Annotated in this window: 19 protein-coding genes and 2 tRNA genes; 16 read left to right on the forward strand and 5 right to left on the reverse strand. The window is 51.8% G+C overall.

Annotated features, from left to right (window positions below):
- Positions 1-5 precede the first annotated feature (5 nt).
- From ACTS3T_RS17495 to ACTS3T_RS17510, 4 genes are all read left to right on the forward strand, one after another.
- Positions 6-1532 (forward strand): AAA family ATPase, encoded by a 1527-nt coding sequence (locus ACTS3T_RS17495; RefSeq protein ID WP_377962120.1) that lies wholly within the window; start codon positions 6-8, stop codon positions 1530-1532.
- A gap of 124 nt (positions 1533-1656) precedes the next feature.
- Positions 1657-2157 carry an SH3 domain-containing protein gene (locus ACTS3T_RS17500; RefSeq protein ID WP_377962117.1) on the forward strand — a complete coding sequence of 167 codons (501 nt, stop codon included), beginning with the start codon at positions 1657-1659 and terminating at the stop codon, positions 2155-2157.
- 182 nt (positions 2158-2339) lie between these two features.
- Positions 2340-2504: a hypothetical protein gene (locus ACTS3T_RS17505; RefSeq protein WP_377962114.1), complete on the forward strand. Its 165-nt coding sequence runs from the start codon at positions 2340-2342 to the stop codon at positions 2502-2504.
- Positions 2505-2677: 173 nt separating this feature from the next.
- A complete protein-coding gene (locus tag ACTS3T_RS17510; RefSeq protein ID WP_462935288.1) occupies positions 2678-5329 on the forward strand; it encodes a DEAD/DEAH box helicase in 2652 nt (883 codons plus the stop codon).
- An 11-nt stretch (positions 5330-5340) separates the two neighbouring features.
- On the opposite strand, the gene pth is transcribed toward ACTS3T_RS17510, so the two are convergent.
- The 3 genes from pth to psbH form a co-directional block, all read right to left on the reverse strand.
- Positions 5341-5967, reverse strand: coding sequence for an aminoacyl-tRNA hydrolase (gene pth / locus ACTS3T_RS17515; RefSeq protein ID WP_377962111.1), 627 nt, complete (start codon positions 5965-5967; stop codon positions 5341-5343).
- Between the two features lie 21 nt (positions 5968-5988).
- A complete protein-coding gene (locus ACTS3T_RS17520; protein ID WP_377962110.1) occupies positions 5989-6306 on the reverse strand; it encodes a TatA/E family twin arginine-targeting protein translocase in 318 nt (105 codons plus the stop codon).
- 229 nt (positions 6307-6535) lie between these two features.
- Positions 6536-6739 (reverse strand): photosystem II reaction center phosphoprotein PsbH, encoded by a 204-nt coding sequence (psbH, locus tag ACTS3T_RS17525; protein ID WP_377962108.1) that lies wholly within the window; start codon positions 6737-6739, stop codon positions 6536-6538.
- 76 nt (positions 6740-6815) lie between these two features.
- On the opposite strand from psbH, the gene psbN reads away from it, so the two are divergent.
- The 8 genes from psbN to ACTS3T_RS17565 all read left to right on the forward strand — a co-directional run bounded on the left by psbN (position 6816) and on the right by ACTS3T_RS17565 (position 14858).
- Positions 6816-6947, forward strand: a complete 132-nt coding sequence (gene psbN, locus ACTS3T_RS17530; protein ID WP_377962106.1) for a photosystem II reaction center protein PsbN — start codon at positions 6816-6818, stop codon at positions 6945-6947.
- A gap of 202 nt (positions 6948-7149) precedes the next feature.
- Positions 7150-7398 carry a 30S ribosomal protein S16 gene (gene rpsP, locus ACTS3T_RS17535; RefSeq protein WP_377962103.1) on the forward strand — a complete coding sequence of 83 codons (249 nt, stop codon included), beginning with the start codon at positions 7150-7152 and terminating at the stop codon, positions 7396-7398.
- Positions 7373-7762: a KH domain-containing protein gene (locus ACTS3T_RS17540; protein ID WP_377962100.1), complete on the forward strand. Its 390-nt coding sequence runs from the start codon at positions 7373-7375 to the stop codon at positions 7760-7762. The genes rpsP and ACTS3T_RS17540 overlap by 26 nt, the downstream gene beginning before the upstream one ends.
- A gap of 115 nt (positions 7763-7877) precedes the next feature.
- The gene (locus tag ACTS3T_RS17545) at positions 7878-8831 is read left to right on the forward strand and encodes a PhoH family protein (RefSeq protein ID WP_377962097.1); all 954 of its coding nucleotides are present in this window, start codon (positions 7878-7880) and stop codon (positions 8829-8831) included.
- Positions 8832-8925: 94 nt separating this feature from the next.
- Positions 8926-9010 (forward strand) — tRNA-Tyr (locus ACTS3T_RS17550).
- A gap of 6 nt (positions 9011-9016) precedes the next feature.
- Positions 9017-9088 (forward strand) — tRNA-Thr (locus ACTS3T_RS17555).
- A 410-nt stretch (positions 9089-9498) separates the two neighbouring features.
- Positions 9499-12561, forward strand: a complete 3063-nt coding sequence (locus tag ACTS3T_RS17560) for a UPF0182 family protein (protein WP_377962094.1) — start codon at positions 9499-9501, stop codon at positions 12559-12561.
- Between the two features lie 434 nt (positions 12562-12995).
- Positions 12996-14858: a peptide ABC transporter substrate-binding protein gene (locus ACTS3T_RS17565; RefSeq protein WP_377962091.1), complete on the forward strand. Its 1863-nt coding sequence runs from the start codon at positions 12996-12998 to the stop codon at positions 14856-14858.
- Here the strand turns inward: ACTS3T_RS17565 and ACTS3T_RS17570 are convergent.
- Positions 14840-15037 carry a hypothetical protein gene (locus ACTS3T_RS17570; protein WP_377962088.1) on the reverse strand — a complete coding sequence of 66 codons (198 nt, stop codon included), beginning with the start codon at positions 15035-15037 and terminating at the stop codon, positions 14840-14842. The genes ACTS3T_RS17565 and ACTS3T_RS17570 overlap by 19 nt on opposite strands.
- A gap of 163 nt (positions 15038-15200) precedes the next feature.
- Positions 15201-15491, reverse strand: a complete 291-nt coding sequence (locus ACTS3T_RS17575; RefSeq protein ID WP_377962225.1) for a YkvA family protein — start codon at positions 15489-15491, stop codon at positions 15201-15203.
- 222 nt (positions 15492-15713) lie between these two features.
- Between ACTS3T_RS17575 and ACTS3T_RS17580 the strand changes: the two genes are divergently transcribed.
- The 4 genes from ACTS3T_RS17580 (at position 15714) to ACTS3T_RS17595 (ending at position 20617) form a co-directional block, all read left to right on the forward strand.
- The gene (locus ACTS3T_RS17580) at positions 15714-17249 is read left to right on the forward strand and encodes a phosphomannomutase/phosphoglucomutase (RefSeq protein WP_377962085.1); all 1536 of its coding nucleotides are present in this window, start codon (positions 15714-15716) and stop codon (positions 17247-17249) included.
- 25 nt (positions 17250-17274) lie between these two features.
- Positions 17275-17718 (forward strand): YaiI/YqxD family protein, encoded by a 444-nt coding sequence (locus ACTS3T_RS17585; RefSeq protein WP_377962082.1) that lies wholly within the window; start codon positions 17275-17277, stop codon positions 17716-17718.
- Between the two features lie 267 nt (positions 17719-17985).
- The gene (locus ACTS3T_RS17590) at positions 17986-19905 is read left to right on the forward strand and encodes a GUN4 domain-containing protein (RefSeq protein ID WP_377962080.1); all 1920 of its coding nucleotides are present in this window, start codon (positions 17986-17988) and stop codon (positions 19903-19905) included.
- Between the two features lie 19 nt (positions 19906-19924).
- A complete protein-coding gene (locus ACTS3T_RS17595; RefSeq protein WP_462935286.1) occupies positions 19925-20617 on the forward strand; it encodes a hypothetical protein in 693 nt (230 codons plus the stop codon).
- Positions 20618-20680: the final 63 nt, after the last annotated feature.

Raw genomic sequence — 20680 nt, forward strand, 5'->3', positions numbered from 1 at the left:
ATATTATGAGCTTTCGTGAGGAACTGGGACTGCTGTTGCGGGCCCGTTATGCCCTGATCTACGTACCAACCAAAGAAGAGGAAAGGGCTGAGGCGGCGATCGCAGGCTGTGCCCAACAAGAAGGCCGCAGTGTCTACACCTGGGACTTTGTCGAGGGCTATCAGGGTAATCTCAATGATGCTGGGTTTGGTCGCCGTAACCCCTTGCAAGCCCTTGAGTTTTTAGAAAAACTGCCGCCTAGTGCGGCAGCAATTTGTGTACTGCGAGACTATCATCGCTTTCTAGACGATGTCGCTATCTCCCGTAAGCTGCGGAATTTGGCTCGATTGCTCAAGTCGCAGCCCAAAAACGTCATTATTTTGTCGCCACAACTGGCCATTCCTGAAGATTTAGGAGACGTCATCACGGTTCAAGAATTTCCTTTACCGACTGTCGATGAAATTCGAGGTGAGGTAGAGCGACTGCTGGCGGCCATGGGCACTGCCTTACCCGATCGAGTTTTAGACGAACTGGTTCGTTCTTGCCAGGGGCTTTCGATTGAACGAATTCGCCGGGTACTGGCACGCGGTATTGCTGCCCACGGCGAGTTTCAGCCAAGCGACATTGACCTGATTTTGGAAGAAAAGCAGCAAACCATTCGTCAAACCCAAATTTTAGATTTTTATCCAGCCCGCGAAGATATTTCTGACATTGGTGGCTTAGATAACCTCAAAGATTGGCTGCTCAAGCGCGGCCATGCTTTTTCCGAAAAAGCTCGTCAGTATGGCCTTCCCCACCCCAGAGGTTTGCTACTAGCGGGTATTCAAGGAACGGGTAAATCACTAACGGCAAAAGCGATCGCCCATCACTGGCATTTACCGCTACTGCGTTTAGATGTGGGGCGATTGTTTGCTGGGCTAGTGGGAGAGTCTGAGTCGCGCACACGACAGATGATTCAGCTAGCAGAAGCCCTAGCCCCTTGCGTTTTGTGGATTGATGAAATTGACAAAGCCTTTGCTGGCGTCGATGGCCGTGGGGATGCAGGCACCACCAGTCGCGTATTTGGTACCTTCATTACCTGGTTAGCCGAAAAAACGTCGCCAGTGTTCGTAGTCGCTACTGCTAACAACATTCAATCTCTGCCCCCTGAAGTTTTGAGGCGAGGGCGCTTTGATGAAATCTTCTTTGTAGGGCTGCCCAGCCAAGCTGAACGACAGGCTATTTTTGCTGTCCATTTATCGCGGCTACGCCCTCAAAGCCGCGATCGCTATGATCTCGAACGTCTCGCCTACGAAACCCCAGACTTTTCAGGCGCTGAAATCGAACAGGCTATCGTCGAAGCCATGCACATTGGCTTTAGCCAAAACCGCGACTTTACCACAGACGACATTTTAGAAGCAGCCAGCGAGATTGTCCCCCTGGCGAGATCTGCCCAAGAGCAGGTTGAAGCCCTATTAGCCTGGGCGAAGTCAGGCAAGGCACGACTGGCCTCACGCGCCAGCGAAGCCAGTATGAATAGTCAACTGAGACAGCAGTTACGTGGCTCAGAGTAAGCAACTGGACTATTCTTGCCTATCTAGATGCGAGAAAAGTGCTATAACTGGGCTGCAAACCTGTTGAAAAATCTGAGTCTCAACAGCCCATCGCTTAAACGTGCCAATACGGGGAGACGCTGCCATGAGGAGCTTTTTACTCAGTCTAACCAAGCTAATTATCGGTATTGCCTTAGCGCTGGTTTTACTGTCTCTAGCTGGCGTAGCGACTGCTCGGTATTTTATGAGCCGACTCGCTGACCTGCCAGAAAAGCCCCTCTACGAAAATGATGCGGGCCTCACCTCACCAGAGGCCACCGCTGAATCGGCTTCGACCGCTTCGACCGCTACAATTACCTCAACTGCAGCACCTGAGGCAGATCCCCCGGCTGAGGAGTTGCCCCCTAACAGCTATAAGGCGTTGGTTGTTCAACCCATTGGCCTGGTACTGCGCGAAGGCCCCGGTCTAAACTACACCCAACTTGGTGGTGTAGAAAATAACGAAGAAGTGATTGTATTGAGCACCAGTGACGATCAGCAATGGCTGCAAGTGCGGCTTCCCCGCAATGGCCAAGAAGGCTGGGTAAAAGCAGGCAACACCCGGCAAATTGAAACGGACTCAGAAGCCGAAAATGCCCTCAACTAAGCGTTCATCCAGCCATCTAAAGAACAACATTTACCGTTGCTGGATGGGCTAGAGTTGTAAAGAAAGCTAACTCAAAATAAACCTTGATTACAGTATAGACGTCGTCTGCGCTACATACCGAAGCTAGGGTGATAGCCTGATCTTCAGTATTTGTCTGTCAATTTACGTTCTCGGTAAAGCGCATGTACGAGTCTAGAAAAGACTGGTTAACTTCAGCAGCGATCGCCGGATTAGGCGCAGGGGTTGTCACAACTTTTGCTGTTAGTCAGGGACAAAATTTCTTCGTTGCCGTTGCCATCACTTTATTTGCGGCAGGACTCGCTGTTCTCTTCGATCGCTTTGCCTAAGTTCTCATGGCAGATAGCGTTGCCACCGCTGCATCCTTTCGACTGTTTACACTAGCTCCATCTAAACAAAGCCAGCCTGTTGGTTGGCTTTTTTGTTGCGGGCTACGGTGAAATCACCGCAGAATCGCTATCTTCCGGCACAATGAAAAAGAACGCCTGAGGTAATTGAGTTGGTGCTGGCTACAGAACAACTGTTTCCGTTTCAGTTAGACGATTTTCAGCAACAAGCGATCGCCGCTTTGAATGCTAACAAATCTGTGGTTGTCTGTGCCCCTACCGGGTCGGGTAAAACGCTTATTGGAGAATACGCTATTTACCGAGCTTTAGCCCAGGGTAAGCGAGTTTTCTATACCACTCCCCTCAAAGCGCTTTCTAACCAAAAACTAAGAGATTTTCGCCAGCAGTTTGGTAACGAGCGGGTCGGCTTGCTGACAGGTGACCTTTCCATCAATCGCGAGGCTCCTGTCTTGGTCATGACCACCGAGATTTTTCGCAATATGCTCTACGGTACCCCCATTGGGGAAGTCGGCATTTCTTTGCAGGGCGTAGAAACTGTGGTGCTAGATGAGTGCCACTATATGAACGATCGGCAGCGGGGTACCGTTTGGGAAGAGTCGATTATTTACTGCCCTCCCGATGTGCAATTAGTGGCTCTCTCGGCCACCATTGCCAACAGCGATCAGCTCACCGACTGGATTAATGATGTCCACGGCCCTACAGAACTAATTTATTCAAATTTCCGCCCCGTCCCTTTGGAGTTTCAATACTGTCATCCCAAAGGCATTTTTCCGCTGCTCAACGAGGCTCAAACCAAACTCAATCCTCGCCTGCGTCAGCGTCGCCAACCCCGTGCCCAAAAAGGTCAAAAAAACCGCAAAAGCCGCTATCACATCAGCCCAGCTTTTATTGTGGGTCAGCTTGCGCAAAAAGAGCTGCTGCCTGCAATTTACTTTATTTTTAGCCGTCGAGGCTGTGACAAAGCCGTTGCCGACATGGGGCAATTGTCTTTGGTTCAAGCAGCAGAAGCAGCTCTACTGAAGCAAAAAATAGACGAGTTCTTAGCTTGGAACCCAGAAGCCGCTCGCTCCGGCCAAGTAGAGCCACTCTACCGGGGCATTGCCGCTCATCATGCAGGCATTTTGCCCACCTGGAAAAGTTTTGTTGAAGAACTCTTTCAAGCGGGATTGATTAAGGTGGTGTTTGCCACCGAAACTCTGGCAGCAGGGATCAATATGCCAGCGCGGACAACGGTGATTTCTAGCCTCTCTAAACGGACGGATAGCGGGCATCGCTTGCTCACCGCGTCTGAATTTTTGCAAATGGCAGGCCGAGCCGGACGGCGAGGCATGGATATCAAGGGGTACGTAGTTACGGTAGAAACGCCTTTTGAAGGGGCTCAAGAAGCCGCCTATTTAGCTACGGTTGGCTCCGATCCTTTGGTTAGCCAGTTTACGCCAAGCTATGGTATGGTGCTGAATTTGCTCCAAACCCACACGCTAGAAGAGGCTAGAAAGCTGATTGAGCGCAGCTTTGGGCAATATTTAGCAACGCTACATCTGATTCCGCAGCAGCAGGCGATCGCTGATTTAGAAGCCCACATTGAACACCACCAAGCTCAGCTAGCCGCTTTCGACCCAGCCGTTTTGGAAGACTATGAAAAGCTGCGCGGCCGCTTGAAAGAAGAACGCCGTCTGCTGAAAATTTTGCAGCAGCAAGCCGAAGAAGCGCTGTCTGGAGGCGCTGTCATGGCGCTGCCCTTTGCTCTAACAGGCACCCTCCTCAGCCTCAAGGGCAAACATGTCAAAGTTGCCCAACCCTTAGCGGCTGTCTTAGTGAGCAAGCTGCCGGGGCCAGGACAGTTTCCCTACCTGGTGTGCTTGGGGCAAGATAACCGCTGGTATGTCGTAACGGTCGCCGATGTTATAGACCTACACGAGCAGCTTGAACGCCTCCGCGAAGCAGAAACCCTCAACCCGCCGCCTGATCTGCCGCTAAAGCCGGGGCAAACCCGTAGCGGTGATGAAACCACAGCCAGACTGGTTGAAAAAATTCCTCAACTGCCTGACTTAGAAGCCTTAGCACCCGAAGTTCAGACTCAGCGATCGCAGGTTGAAGCTGTTGAAGCACTGCTACAGCAGCACCCGGCTCAGCGTTGGCAAAATCCGACTGCCTTGCTCAAGCGGCAAAAGCAGTTGCGGCGACTAGAAAGCGAACTCAGCGATCGCCAAGCAACGCTCTCAACCCTGTCACATCGCTACTGGCAAGAATTTCTCAATCTAATGGAAATTTTGCACTATTTTGACTGCTTAGAAGGAGTAAAGCCCACACCCCTGGGGGAAATTGCCGCCGCCATGCGCGGTGACAACGAACTCTGGCTGGGGCTGGCTCTGGCTTCAGGAGAATTCGATCATCTAGAAGCCCCTCAACTAGCGGCGGCCTGTGCGGCTTTAGTCACAGAAAATAGCCGCCCGGATAGCTGGACACGGTATCAGTTGTCTACAGAGGTGGAAGACGCTTTGGGCGCTTTGCGGACGCTGCGCCGGGATATTTTTAAGCAGCAGCGACGGCATCAAGTGGCCTTGCCCGTCTGGCTGGAGTATGAACTCACAGCCTTGGTTGAACAGTGGGCCAACCAAACTGACTGGAATGAGTTGTGTGATCACACCAGCCTTGACGAGGGCGACATCGTCCGGGTGTTGCGGCGCACTGTTGATGTGCTATCTCAAATTCCCCATGTCCCTCATTTAAGCGAAGAACTCACAGGAAGCGCCCGTAGAGCGATCGCGCTGCTGGATCGCTTCCCGATTAATGAAGGGCTAGGATAAAAGGCGCAACCTTAAACCGACTCTGTCACCGCTGGCACAGAGCGGCCATTGTAAAGATTCATAGCTGACTCGACCCCTCGCTTTAGGCTGATTTCAACCGCGTTGATAGCCAGATCAAAGACGCCGCTCATTTGCTGTTGCTCAGCGGGCGAAAATTTGCCCAACACATGGGAGATCACAGCGCCATCGCGATCGCCCGCTTTTTCGGTTGCGCCAATGCCAATACGCAGCCGGGGAAAATCCTGTGTCCCCAAATGCGCAATGATAGATTTCATCCCGTTGTGGCCGCCAGCCGAGCCAGAAGGGCGCAAACGCAGTTTGCCCACAGGCAAGTCCATATCGTCATAAATCACCAAGACACTGGCAGGGGGCAATTTAAACCAATCGATTACGGCTCGCACCGATTGCCCAGAGCGATTCATATACGTTGAAGGCTTGAGCAAAATCACTCTGCGGCCACCCAATAGACGCATCTCACCGCAAGCGCCTTGGAACTTGCGGTTCTCAACTAAAGAAACCTGCCAGAGGTGAGCCAGCGCCTCCACAATATCAAAACCGACGTTGTGGCGAGTCCGATGGTACTTATCTCCCGGATTTCCCAAACCCACAACGAGCTGGGGGGTATCAGCTTCCGTCATAACTCAAATTTGGCAGCGCCTCTATACGGTCTGCTCATCTTTAACAGGTTCAGACGTTTCAGCGATCGCCGCTTCATCCGCCTCGGCCTTGGCTTGCGGCGAAAGTGCTTTCTTTGGCGGAGTTTCTAACGTAGCCTTCATTGGCTCTGTTACTGTCTTTTCAATCCGCTCAGCTTCGCGCTTAAATTCTGTCTCAAATTCGCGTGAGGCATCTTGAAAGCCACGAATGGCCTTACCTAAACTCCGCCCAATCTCAGGAAGCTTTTTAGGGCCAAAGACCAACAGCGCCACAATAAAGATCAGCGCCATCTCCGGCAGCCCAATGCCAAAGATATTCATGGCGTCCTATTCCTCCCAGTGTTCATTCGTGAGTCACCTGAGTTGACGAGCCAGTAGCCGATCAGGTACGCCAACACTATAGCGCGATCCGCAAGCGCCTGAAAATGGCCATTCATGCTGCGTCGTTACCCAAACAAAAAGGGCATGGAGTTTACGCAGAGAGTCTCTACGGCCTTCACGCCCCAAAGCAGCTAAATTTTTCTGAGAAAATTTTGCTAGGAAAGCAAAACTAGCTACCCAAGCTTCTCCAATCTACATCTACGCTCTCTAGCAGCAAGCTAGAGTTGTAGAGCTGCAGAATAATGAGCAGGAAGACAAAAAACAGCAGCATAAAAACAGCCATGAGCGGCGTCGTACCCCAGCCGGGAGAAACCTTACCGTATTCAGAGTTAAGGGGCCGCAAAAGATTTCCCAACCAAGTCCTTTGTGCCATGAGTAACCTTCAATAAATCCACTTTAATAATCTGTAATATTATAGGGTTTAGGGAATCCTTCATTAGAAAAAACCTATGCAGCCTGCAACAGTTCTTATCATTTCAGTGGGTGCGATTTTAATCGGCATCACAGGATTTGCGATTTATACCTCTTTTGGGCCACCCGCCAAGCAATTGAGTGATCCCTTTGAAGATCACGAAGATTAACCGCTTCGCCTCTCAGCTACGGCGCTTGAGCGAACGAATCTAGCGCTGATGGGTGCTCAAACTGGCGCTAGAATGATACAATTAGAAACTCTGTCAGTAGCGCTTGGCTGAACATCGTATTGTTAAATAGCTAGGGCTACTTTCAGTGTGTCATTTCTTGGCTTCAGGATTTGGAGCCGTACACCGCAGAGACTAAGAACCCATGATTAAGCTGCGACTAAAGCGTTTTGGCAAGAAAAGAGAAGTTAGCTACCGGATTGTAGCGATGAAAAATACGGATCGTCGGGATGGACGTCCGCTAGCAGAGATCGGCTTTTACAATCCTCGCACTGACGAAACGCGGCTCGATGTGCCTGCTATCGTTAAGTACCTGCAGCAAGGTGCTCAACCCACTAAGACAGTGAAGCATCTCTTAGAAAAAGCCAATGTCTTCGAGCAAGTCCGCGCCTAATTTGAATTCAGCCGCTACTGCCAAGGGAGAACCAGATTTTGCCGAGGTAGTTCGTTTCTTGGTTTCTCCCTTTTTGGAAGCCTCCAGCGATTTGAGCGTTGACTGTGAGTACCGTGCCAATCGATCGCGCGTGTGGATTCGGGTGGCTTTCGACGGCGAAGATCGTGGGCGAGTCTTTGGCCGAGGTGGACGCAATATTCAGGCGATTCGCACAGTAATTAAGGCAATGGCTCAGCTTTCGGGTCTTCAGGCTCATTTAGAAATTTACGGAGAGGGCAATTCTCGATCGGAGCGAGAGGGAAATGGGCCACCGCGCTCTTCTGCCCCGCCTACGCGATCGCGGCCTTCTCGACCCAAAAAGTAAACATTAGCAGCCGCTTTTGGGCGCTTGCTGCTATTTATAGGTCTGCCAGCCCTGATACAGCCTCGATTTTGTCGGGGCTGTTGCCGTTCATTGGAAAACTAGCCAGCGCTTGCCTATGGCAAATACAGCTACACTCACGCTACCAACTGCAGAAAGTGCGATCGCCTTAGCAGGGCCACACGAAGAAAATTTGAAACTTTTAGCCCGCCAAACGGGGGCAACGCTAGTGCTGAGGGGGCAAGATTTACTCATTTCGGGAACGGAAAAAGCAGTTGATCTTTGCCGCCAACTGGTGAGTGCGTTAGAGCCGTTATGGAGTACGCCCCAGGGGGTAACTTCAACCGATATTTTGACCGCCAAACAAGCCTTAAGTACGCAGCGCACTGAAGAATTAACGACGCTGTATCGAGATGCGATCGCCCGTACTCGGCGGGGTGAAGTGATTCGGGCTAAAACTTTTCGTCAGCGACAGTATATTGAAGCGCTGCGATCGCGCGACTTAATTTTTTGTGTAGGGCCGGCAGGCACCGGAAAGACGTTTTTAGCAGCTATGGTTGCCGTACAAGCGCTGATGAACAACGAATATGAGCGCTTGATTTTGACTCGGCCTGCCGTTGAAGCCGGGGAGCGTCTAGGCTTTTTACCCGGTGACTTACAGCAAAAGGTTAACCCATATCTGCGTCCGCTCTACGACGCGCTGCACGAATTGCTAGATCCTGAAAAAATTCCCTCTCTGATGGAGCGTGGCATTATTGAGGTAGCGCCGCTGGCCTACATGCGGGGACGCACCCTAAACAATGCCTTTGTCATTTTAGATGAAGCCCAAAATACTACGCCAGCCCAGATGAAGATGGTGCTGACTCGCTTGGGCTTTGGTTCGCGCATGGCCGTCACCGGAGACGTCACCCAAACTGACCTGGGGCAAAATCAGCAGTCGGGCTTGGCGATCGCGCAAAAAATTTTGGCCGGGGTTGAAGGCATTGCCTTTTGCCAGTTGACAAAGGCAGACGTAGTACGTCATCCCCTGGTGCAGCGGATTGTAGCTGCCTATGAAAAATACGAGGCTTGAGGCGAGATTTGGCGTCCAAAGGGGTGCACAAAATTGTTTAGGCTATTTACATCTGCGCCACGCTTTATGCTACTATCAATATCCGTGGATGGGCGGGTCGGTGCCCGAGTGGTTAATGGGGGCGGACTGTAAATCCGCTGGCTACGCCTACGCTGGTTCGAATCCAGCCCGGCCCACCACGGCGTGCCCATGTAGCTCAGTGGTAGAGCACACCCTTGGTAAGGGTGAGGTCATGAGTTCAACTCTCATCATGGGCTTAGATTTGATCAAGTCAGCCTTACGGTTATAGCAAAATGCAACTGAGGACGGAAGGCAGAAACAAGCTTTTCTGTCAGTGACTTGCAGCCGTTGAAAGGTTTCAACGCTTGTGGCTATAGCTATAATCTAATTTCGATGCAGTCTTTGCTGGGCTGAGCGGGCATTCTGCCTGACTGGGCGCATCTCTACCCATAGCCTCAGACGATCGCTCAGCGTTGTGAACTCACAACGGGCTGATACCTAACGCTTCGAGACAACACCAGCAATATAGCTGTAGCCATTAGCTAAAAAATTGACCGACGACTTGCCTCGCCCAGCAGACGCTCAAAGGCGCGATCGCCTTTGAGAGGGAAGCAGGCCGATAGAATACAGGCAGAGAGAAAGCTATCGTTACTCGGCGTGGGTTTGTATGGTACGCGATCGCCCAAAGTCCAAGCGTCAGGTGTCTTACTTTAAATGGGCTGCCCTGATTTTGGCTGTGCTTTTGATTTTTGATATTGCTACGTTTTTTGGGGCTGAAGGGCTTTGGTTTCAGGATGTTAACTATCTCTCAGTTTTTTGGCTACGGTTGAGAACCCAAATTAGCTTGGGGCTATTTTTCTTTTTGACTAGTCTGGCCGTACTCGGCGGCAACCTGTGGCTGACTCAGCGATGGGCCTATTTAAAGGTTGAAGGCGATCGCCGTTCTCGGCGAGGGATTGGCCTGCGCTGGCTGCTACTTATTTCGTTTGTCTTGGGTCTTTTAATTGCGATTCAGCTACTTTATCAGGCTCAAATTGTTGCTAGCTACTGGCAACCTAGCAATACCGTTTACAATCGCAGCTTGCCAATTCCGCTCTGGATCAAGCCAGGTGCCGTACAAGCTTTATTCAATCAACTGACAGCACTGCCTTGGCAAGTGGCTTTGCTAGTGGTCATTGCCATTGGCTTTGTCGTCTTTCCGCAAATTTTAAGCGCGATCGCCGCCGTCTTAATGAGCTTAGGCTTTAGCTTAGTGTTGTCTGGGCAATGGCTTAAAGTGCTATCCGCCTTTCGACCAACTTTATTTGCACAGCGCGATCCGCTGTTTCAGCGCGACATTAGCTTCTACATTTTTCGGTTGCCTGTGGCCGAACTGCTAGAGTTTTGGTTAACCGGACTCTTATTTTTTGCCCTAATTGCGGTTACGCTCATTTATCTGCTTTCCGGAGAAAGCCTCAGCCAGGGACGTTTTTACCGATTTTCGCCTTCGCAGCAGCGCCACATTTATGGATTGGCGGGCAGCCTTTTGCTAGCAACCAGCTTTGGTCACTGGCTAACCCGTTATCAGTTGCTGTATTCAACCCAGGGGGTTACCTATGGCGCTAGCTATACGAGCGTCCATGTCAACCTGCCTGTCAATACTGGACTGAGTTTGATTGCCTTAGCGCTGGCTTTGGTTATGCTCTGGCGTACCCTTTTTTGGTCGGTGAGTGTGGGCAGTTTGTTAGAGTGGTTCACCGAGCTAGGGCATCACCAGTATGCGTATTTGCCACCAATTTCAAAACATCCCCCCACACTCAAGCTTTTATATTGGGGTTTAGGTCTGTACAGCCTCTTGGTTTTACTGGGGGGCATCTTAGCGCCTATGGTGGTGCAGCGCTTGGTGGTACAACCCAACGAGCTAGTGCGAGAACGGCCTTATATTGAGCGATCGATCGCGCTTACCCGGTCTGCTTTTGATTTAGACAATATTCAAGTTGAGCCGTTTAACCCTGATGACTCGCTGACGCTGCAAGATCTGCAGCAAAATAGCCGCACGATTAACAACATTCGGGTTTGGGATACGCGCCCGCTATTAGAATCCAATCGCCAGCTTCAGCAAATTCGTCTGTATTACGAATTTTTAGATGCCGATGTCGATCGCTATTCGCTAATTCAAGACGATGGCACTACCGATCGCCGTCAGGTACTCATTTCGGCGCGAGAACTGAACTACGATCAGGTACCCGCAGAAGCTAAAACCTGGGTCAATCAGCATTTAATTTATACCCACGGCTATGGCTTTACCATGAGTCCGGTTAACACGGCAGCAGCCAGCGGCCTGCCTGACTACTTTATTCAAGATATTGCTCATGTGCCCAGCAGTGAGGTAATTCGGCGGAGCATCCCCGTAGGAGAACCTCGTCTTTATTTTGGTGAACTCACCGACACCTACGTCATGACCCGCACCCGGGTCGAAGAGTTAGACTACCCCAGCGGCAGCGATAACGTTTACAACATCTATGATGGGCGGGCGGGCATCCAGATTGGCAGCCGACTGCGGCGCTTGCTCTTTGCCAAACATTTGAGCGATTGGCAGATGATCTTTACGGCCAACTTTACCCCCGATACCCGTCTGCTCTTTCGCCGCAATATCAACGAACGGGTGAGAACGATCGCTCCTTTTTTGCGCTACGACGCTGATCCTTATTTGGTGGTGGCTGATGTGGAACCAGCGGGGTTAGACACCCCCCCAACCGCAGCGGCAACCGATGAGCCTAACTATCTTTACTGGATTATTGATGCTTATACCACCAGCGATCGCTATCCATATTCAGATCCGGGCGACTACGACTTTAACTACATTCGCAACTCCGTCAAAGTGGTCATTGATGCTTATCACGGATCAGTCAATTTTTACGTGGCCGATGCTAGCGATCCCATTATTCAAACCTGGAGCAAAATTTTCCCCAGTATGTTTCAATCGCTGGACGATATGCCGCCAGCCTTGAGAGAACACATTCGCTACCCACAAGATTTTTATCAGGTGCAGTCTGACCAACTGATGACCTACCACATGACCGACCCACAGGTTTTCTACAACCGTGAAGATCAGTGGCGGGCACCCAACGAAATTTATGCCAATGAACCTCAAACCGTCGAGCCTTATTACCTGATTATGCGGCTGCCCGCTCAAGAGTCGGCTGAGTTTATTTTGCTGCGCCCGTTTACACCTGCTCAGCGCAATAATCTGGTGGCTTGGTTGGCAGCTAGCTCAGATGGCGATCGCTATGGCCGCATGCTGCTCTACCGCTTTCCCAAACAAGAGCTGGTTTTTGGCCCAGAGCAAATCGAAGCGCGAATCAACCAAGATCCTGAAATTTCTCAGCGGATCTCGCTGTGGAATACCCAAGGCTCACGCGCCAACCAAGGCAATTTGCTCGTCATTCCCATTGAGCAATCGCTGTTGTACGTCGAGCCACTTTATCTCGAAGCTGAGCAAAATCGGCTCCCCACCCTGGCGCGAGTGATTGTGGTTTATCAAAACCGGATTGCGATGGCGCAAACCTTAGAAGAGTCTCTCGGAACTGTGTTTGGTGCAAATGCAGGCCAACCCACCGCTCCCCCCATCTTGCGAGAGTTAGGCGAAGCGCCAGCCACAGAGGGCATAACCCCAATTACGCCCTCTGCAGCCGAGTCAGCGCCTAGCCCTGAGGCAGATTCAGTGCCTTCGATTCCGGCGGGCGAGTAGTAGTTGAGCCAGCAAAACTGATGCCGCGCTGGAACGGTTTTAGCGTAGGATTTTTCCAGGCTAGCCACTGAGGAGCGATCGAATTCAAGGCTGATGAAAAGGAGCGTGAAAGGCAGAAGCCTCAGGGCTGAGGGCAGATGAAAAGCGTTTCTGTTAGGGGCTTGCAGCTATTGGAGTCATTCAACGCTGGTGGCTACGGCTATAGATGTCTCGACTCCAAGGGCTACCGCTATATCGACCCTGCTACCTAAAAAAAATCCCCGGCAAATTGAATTGCCAGGGATTCATCTCAGGGTGCATCTACCACTCCTTTATTGCGTTGCAGGGCGACCGTATCCGGATAATTTCTAAATTTTCGGCGGAACTTGCTAGGGAACACACTCGACTGCTAAACAGGCTAACGTAGTAACTGCGCTACGAAAGGGATGTAGGCAATGGATTCTTGGGCGAAACGTAGACATTTTCAATCCTTCAGGGGGCCAACAGTTAGCGGCCTTTTAGGGGCGATCGCAGGCTGTTGGCTACTGGCAAGCTGCAGCACTCCTCAAGCCGTTGACTCAACCCCAGCGGCTTCAACCCCAACGGTGACTGAGTCAGCTCCCGCCCTAGACGCCAAGACTTTGAGGCTGCTGTATACTCGCATTCCCGCTTCGCTCAATCCCCATCTGGCAACGGGGTTTCAAGATTTTGAGGTGGCTCGAATTGTTTATGAACCCCTGGCTAGTTACAATGCAGCCGGAGACTTGGTGCCGCTGCTAGCGGCTGAAATTCCCAGTCTTGATAACGGCGGCGTAGCGGCTGACGGGCTTTCTGTCACCTGGAAACTGCGGCAAAATGTGGCTTGGTCAGACGGCGAACCCCTGACAGCGGCTGATATTGTTTTTACGTACGAGTTTGTCCAAAATCCTGAAGTTGCCGCTGCCACCGCCCAGTTTTACCAGGGAATCAAGTCTGTTGAAGCGATCGACGACTACACCGTCAAAATCAGCTTTGAACGACCTAACCCAGCTTGGTCTATTCCGTTTACTGGGCAAAACGGCGTTATTTTACCCCAGCACGTTTTTGCAGACTACAACGGCCTCAAAGCCAGAGAAGCCCCTGCCAACTTTGACCCGATTGGGACTGGGCCTTATCAAGTTGAGTCTTTTGAATCGGGGCACCTGATTTTTCAGCGCAATCCCAATTACTGGGGCGAACAGCCCTACTTTGAACAGGTAGAAATTTTTGGCGGCATTGCCCCCTATGCAGCGGCGCGAGCCGTACTGAAAACAGGCGAGGCCGATTTTGCCCATAACCTCCAGGTAGAAGCGGAAACCTTGGCCGAACTTGAAGCAGAAGGAGCCGGAAAAGTGGTTACAACCTTTGGTTCCTCTGTAGAGCGGATTATGCTCAATCCGACTGACCCTAACCAGGAAACAGAAACCGGAGAGCGATCGAGTGTTGACAATCCTCACCCGTTTTTGAGCGATCGCCAGGTTAGACAAGCGATCAACTACGCAATCGATCGGCAGATGATTGCTGAAGAACTCTACGGCAAAACCGGACAGCCGACCGCGCAGCTTTTAGTGGCTCCTAGCCCTTATGTTTCTGAGCGCATCAGCGCTGAGTATGACCTCAATCGCGCTGCCGCTTTGCTAGAGGAGGCGGGATGGAGCGATACAAACGACAACGGCACCCGCGATAAAGATGGGGTTGAAATGAACGTGGTTTTTCAAACTTCGGTCAACCCGGTGCGCCAGAAAACGCAGGCCATCATCAAAGCAAACCTGGAAGCAATTGGGATTGGCGTGGAGATTAAGCGGGTACGGGTAGACGATTTCTTTTCAGCGGATCCGGCTCAGACGGATAGTATCAATCACTTTTATGCTGATTTACAGGCTTACAACATCGGCAACGACAGCCCCGATCCGGAAGTTTATATGAGCTGGTGGGTTTGTGACGAAATTGCCAGCCAAGCCAATAACTGGCAGGAGCCTAACAATGCCCGCTACTGCAACCCCGAATATGATGCTCTTTGGCAAGCAGCTAGCCAAGAACTTGATCCGCAAAGGCGGGCTGAACTGTTTCAGCAGATGGATGAATTGTTAGCGCAGGATGTAGCGGTCATTCCGGTGGTGCGACGGGCGATCGCCAATGGCGTTAGCCAAACCCTCGTCGGACTCAATCCGACACCGTGGGACACCAGCACTTGGGACATTGCTCGCTGGCGACGCGCAGACGCAGCCGAAACTGCCGAGCCAGCACCTACCGAATCTCGCCCCGCCTCGCCAGAGACTCCTCAAGAAGCAGAGTCTTGATGCAGCGCCGATTGCAGATAATGCCAGGTCGAGGCAATCACGCCACTCGAAAGATGCGGATGGGGATAGGTGTCAGCGACCAAAAACGTGATCAAGATAGCTAGAAACAGCCGATTTAAGCGAATGGGAGTGCGGGCAATTGTCATCATTACACCGTTGAAAACGCGGGTGGCAGTCATCTCTGCTGATCTATACTGCTAAGCACCACAGGCTTATGCACATAAATTGACTACACGACATTTGCTGAAGTTTCGGCCAAAGGGGTTCAACTCATAAAAAAAGCGATCGCCCTTAAAGAGCGATCGCCTCACTACCTAATCGAAAAGTCAGAAAACGAGCAGACTAGTCCACCTGAACGTCAATGGCAGGTTCGCTGAAGGTGCTAGCAGCCTGGTCGGGTACCTGCTGACGGCGCTTGTTGAGATACTCAGCCGCAAGCTGAGACACTTCCGAAACCAAAAGGGTAACGAGAATGCCATCATCAATCCAGCCAATCACCGGGATGAAGTCTGGAGAAATATCCAACGGGCTGAGCAAATAGAGTAACGTGCCGAAGACAATAAGCCAGCGATAGCGCGTATTACGCAGCGTATTGCGATACCACTTATAAAAAGCTTCAACCAGGTTTTGCATGAGGGCACCTGCCATTTCATTTTTGTTTCACTTTCGATCATGCCAGTGATTTCTTTAGGCTACGAGTGTAGAAACCCCTCAGCTATAGGACGGTTGCTCCCACCTGGCACAATCAACCTCCAATCGCTCATTCGTAGTCTTCATCACTGCCGGATGACGGCAAGGGGGGCTTATGATAAATCGCAGGATGAAAGACGGGATTGAGCAAGAGGCAAACGCAATATGCAAGGCTTTGACTGGAAAAAGCTGCAAAATGGCTCAGATATTCGCGGTGTGGCTCTAGCAGGCATCGCTGATGAAGCGGTGAACCTGACGCCTGAAATAACGCAGCAGTTAGGCCAAGCTTTTGTCCACTGGCTAGCCGCTAAATTGAACAAGCCTACTGCCGATCTAACCGTTTCGGTAGGGCGAGATAGCCGCCTATCGGGGCCAGTGTTGATGCAGGCAGTAATGAGGGGGATGGCGATCGCTGGTAGCCATGTCTACGACTTTGGCATGGCCTCAACGCCAGCTATGTTTATGAGTACCGTCACTCCTGGCTTTGACTGCGACGGTGCCATCATGCTCACCGCTAGCCACTTACCGTTTAACCGCAATGGTCTTAAGTTTTTTACGGCGCAAGGTGGCTTAGAAAAGCAAGATATTAGCGACATTTTGACGCTGGCAGCGAAAAATGAATTTACGGCTGCGATCGCTCAAGGCAGCGTGGAGCCGCACGATTTTATTTCGGTTTACGCCGCACAGCTAGTTACCAACATTCGCCAGACGGTGAACCATCCCAAGCATTTTGAGCAGCCGCTCAAGGGACTCAAAATTATATTAGATGCGGGTAACGGTGCGGGTGGTTTCTATGCCAGCCAGGTTTTAGAACCCCTGGGAGCCAACACCACGGGCAGCCAGTTTCTCGACCCTGACGGTACCTTTCCTAACCATATTCCCAACCCCGAAGACAAAGCCGCGATGGCGTCCATTTGTCAGGCGGTGGTGGCAAATCAGGCTGACTTCGGCATTATCTTCGATACCGATGTCGATCGCGGTGCTGCTGTAGACGCCTCTGGCAAAGAACTCAACCGCAATCGCCTGATCGCGTTAATTGCAGCCGTGGTTTTACAAGCCCATCCCGGTTCGACAATTGTGACGGATTCAATTACCTCTGAAGGCTTGACCCAGTTTATCGAAACCGATCTTAAGGGCATCCACCATCGCTTTAAGCGCGGCTATAAAAACGTGATCAACGAGGCCATACGGCTAAACCAGACGGGTCAAGCGTCTTGGTTAGCGATCGAAACTTCAGGTCACGGCGCGATGAAAGAAAACTATTTTCTTGATGATGGTGCTTATCTGGTTAGCCAGCTACTAGCGGAGTTAGCCAAAGCGCGGCTGGCAGGTAGGTCTTTGAGCGATCTGATCGCCAATTTGCAGGAACCCGTTGAGAGCGAAGAATTTCGCTTTAAGATTGCTGCTGAAGACTTTAGAGCTTACGGGCAGCAGGTAATTGAGCAACTCCAAGCCTTCGCCGCCAAACAAGCCGACTGGCAGGTTGTGCCCCACAATTACGAAGGCATTCGCATTTCTTGCCAGTCACCGACGGAAGCGGGTTGGTTTCTGCTGCGCCTTTCACTCCATGACCCGGTTTTGCCCTTAAACGTCGAATCCAATGTGGCAGGCGGCGTAACGCAAATTGCCAATCGGTTATTGGCTTTCTTTCAAACCTGCGACAAGCTTGATCTGCGATCGCTCCAGCAGGTTTTGTCTTAGTTGCAAGCCAGGAGAATCACAAGCGATGCAAATTTGGGTCGATGCCGATGCCTGCCCCAACGTGATTAAAGAAATTCTGTTTCGGGCGGCTAAGCGGGTAGCAATCAAAACAATTTTGGTCGCTAACCAGCCTTTGCAGGTACCCGCCTCGCCCTATATTGACACTGTGTTAGTTCGTTCAGGCTTTAACCGAGCCGATGGCTATATCGTAGAGCAACTTCAGGCGGGTGATTTAGTCATTACAGCTGATATTCCGCTGGCGGCGGCAGCGATCGCCAAAGGAGCCTATGCCCTGAGTCCTCGCGGTGTGTTCTTTGACCAAGGGAACATCCGTGAACGCTTGTCGCTACGAAACTTTATGGATGAACTGCGCAGCGGTGGCGTCGATACAGGTGGGCCACCTGCCTTTAGTCAGCGCGATCGCGAAGCCTTTGCCAACCAGCTCGACCGCTTTCTAGCCAAACGTTAGCAGCCTAGATCATCGAAAGAGAACTGTCGCCCCCAGCCTTGCAACCCTTCAATGTCCACAAGCCACCAACAGAAAACTCCCCCATCCTCCCATCCCCCCCTCCCCCCTTCTCCCACTCCCTCAACGTATCGATTTCTGTAACCCAACTTTGCCGCCATCAGATTAATTGCAGAATTAAAGCGTTCGTTTCTAATCTCCTTGTCTTTCCATTCCAATGCATTTGCATTGGAATCTTTTTTGAGAGGCTTTGCCTCTGGAGTCATCACTATGCAGACCTATCTGGCTTCTCTAGTTAGCTTTTTGGGAATTGGCTTACTCACCGCTTCACTGTCCACCCAGGCGGCACCCGCTCAAACCCCTCCGCCCACTGACAACACAAGTCAAAATGCATCCCCTACGATTGCACCCATTGGCGAATTTGGCGGGGCTTATGATCAGTTGCAAAGCTACTTGACCATTGGCGATTGGCAAAGAGCCGATCAAGAAACCCGCCGCCTTTTGCAGCAGTGGGTGCATGCCGATGGTGACTGGTACGGAATGCCCCAATCTAGCGCAATTCCGGCTGATGTGATTCGCACCCTCGATCAGCTTTGGACGACAGCTAGCAATGGGCGCTTTGGCTTTAGCGTGCAGCAGCGTCTCTGGCAAGACATTGCTGCGCAGCATATTGGCAATCCTGAGGCAGCGGTGCAAGCCTTTGGCGATCGCGTGGGCTGGACTCGCAACGTATCGAGCGACTACCAGTTTATTTCACCCGCATGGCTGACGGAGCCAGAACTTAACTATAGCCGCCAAGCCCCGGTGGGTCATTTGCCCTGGACGGGTTTAGATTGGCAGATTGTTTCTGATATCGCTAGTGGCTCTGCTTCAGGCTGTGGTAGCTGCACGATTGATGCCATGTATTTGCAAGGCGATCGCTTTAACCGCTATCTGCCCAGTCTGTACGATCGCGTTAAGCTTGCACTTACCGTCATCGAGCCGATTGCCAGCAGCAATTGGCAAACCCCACAACTCCGCCAGGAAATTGACCTTAAAGCCCTTTATCCGGAAACGACCTGCCCAATTTATATCCCAGCGGCAGCCATTAGCCCAGATAGCAGACGCTTGGCGATCAGCAGCTATCGCGATGGGCAAGCTTGCAGCGAGTCTGACAACCGTACGCTGACCCTCTGGAATTTGGCTACTGGTGAAATGACAGCGCAGCTCGTTCGAGGCCAAGCAACGGTAGCTTTTGCTGATTCGGGTACGCCTCAAGCGCCATCCACTGAACAGACGACTCTGATCGGCGATGGGGTTAACGCCGTTGCTTTTACGCCCGATGGCCGCCTTGTCGCTGCCGGACTGTCTGATGGCAGCGTCAAACTCTGGGATGCTCAAACGGGGACAGCCGTGCTGACGCTGACAGGGCACAGGTACGCGGTACATGCGATCGCCATTAGCCCGGATGGTCGCCAACTCGCCAGTGCTAGCGCTGATCAAACGATTCGGTTGTGGAACCTGCCAACCGGGCAGCTAGCGCAAACGTTGAGTTTAGAACCTTCGACTGCCGTTGTCCAAACCCTTAGCTTTAGTCCTGATAGCCGCCGTTTGGTGAGTGTAACCGGAGCCAACAAAGTGCAGCTTTGGCAGACTGGCAGCGGTCAACTCGTTCGTACCTTTATCGACGCAGGCACACCTACGGATCATCCGATTCCTGTTGCCTTTAGCCCCAACAGCCTGATTCTGGCAACCAGCGATGTAGACCACAGCGTCAAACTCTGGAATGCCCTCACCGGAGCCAGAATGCTTACCCTACGCGGACATCAAGCTGCGGTGCGATCGCTGGCCTTTTTACCCGATGGCCAAATGCTAGCCAGCCAGAGCGAAGACAACACTGTGCGGCTGTGGAACCTGCCAGCGCCTCAGCTTACCCGCGTTTTTAGTGATGTTAATTTTGCGGGGCAGCTGCCGCACCTGGCTTTGAGGGCAGGCCGCTTAGCCGTGAGTCCTGATGGGCGATCGCTAGCGACTAGCGCCCTTCTACCCCCTGCGAGTGAACAAGAAACCCCTGTTTTAGGACTCAAGCTTTGGCAGCTTGATAGCGGTGAGGTCTTAGCCACAATTCCGGACGTGTCTAACTTTGACTTTAGCCCCAACAATCAGTTTTTAGTCACCTATGGCCAAACGCTTCGTATTTGGCAACCTTAGAACATTGAGCCTAAAAATTATGCAACCGCAAATTCTAGTCTCGCTGTTGGGCACCGGGGCGATCGCTTTGGTCGCTTGTAGCCCCATGACGCTACCCGCCGCCGATACCCGGTCTGAGCTGATCAACACCTCAGCAACTGCTCAGACCCGTGACAATGTTTGGGCATCTCGTTTTGTTTTGGCTACTTCACCCCCCGGCTGGACGATTGCGCCTTGTGAGGGCACAGCGCCATTTTTATGTTTTTACCAGCAAGGCCAACTGGCCGGAACCCTAGAACTGCAGCAGTGGACGTTGGAACAAATGCCAGAGTTTGAACAGGCGTTAGCAGCAGCAGGGCTAAACCAGACTCAGATCGATCTAGAGGATCTGACTCAGCTAGGCCAAATGCGGGTAGCGCTCACAGCTCAGGTAGCAGACTTTTATCAAACCCTTGAGCAAGACCGGGCGGCTGAGGCGATCGCCTTTACGGCTGAATCTCCAGTAGAGGTTGCAGTTGGCTCACTGCCAGGGTTGCGTTACGGCTTCCAGCAAACTGACCCGGCGGGCACTGTACAAGAGCAAACCATTGGCTATATCGCCTTTGACGGTCAAACGCTCTATGTCATCACGACGACGGCTCCCTACGACTCACCCCCAGGTTTTGGGCAGTTGGTTGATCTACAAGCTTTACAGCCCTATCTTGACTCGGTTGTTAGGGGTTTGCAGTTGTAGTTGTTGCTGATGGGGAGTGAGGGGCGTGGGGGAGGGCGTGGGGGCGATGGCACTGGTACGGTG

Source organism: Almyronema sp., assembly GCF_052168255.1.
In the GTDB taxonomy this organism is placed as follows: Bacteria; Cyanobacteriota; Cyanobacteriia; order Phormidesmidales; family Phormidesmidaceae; genus Sphaerothrix; species Sphaerothrix epifaneia.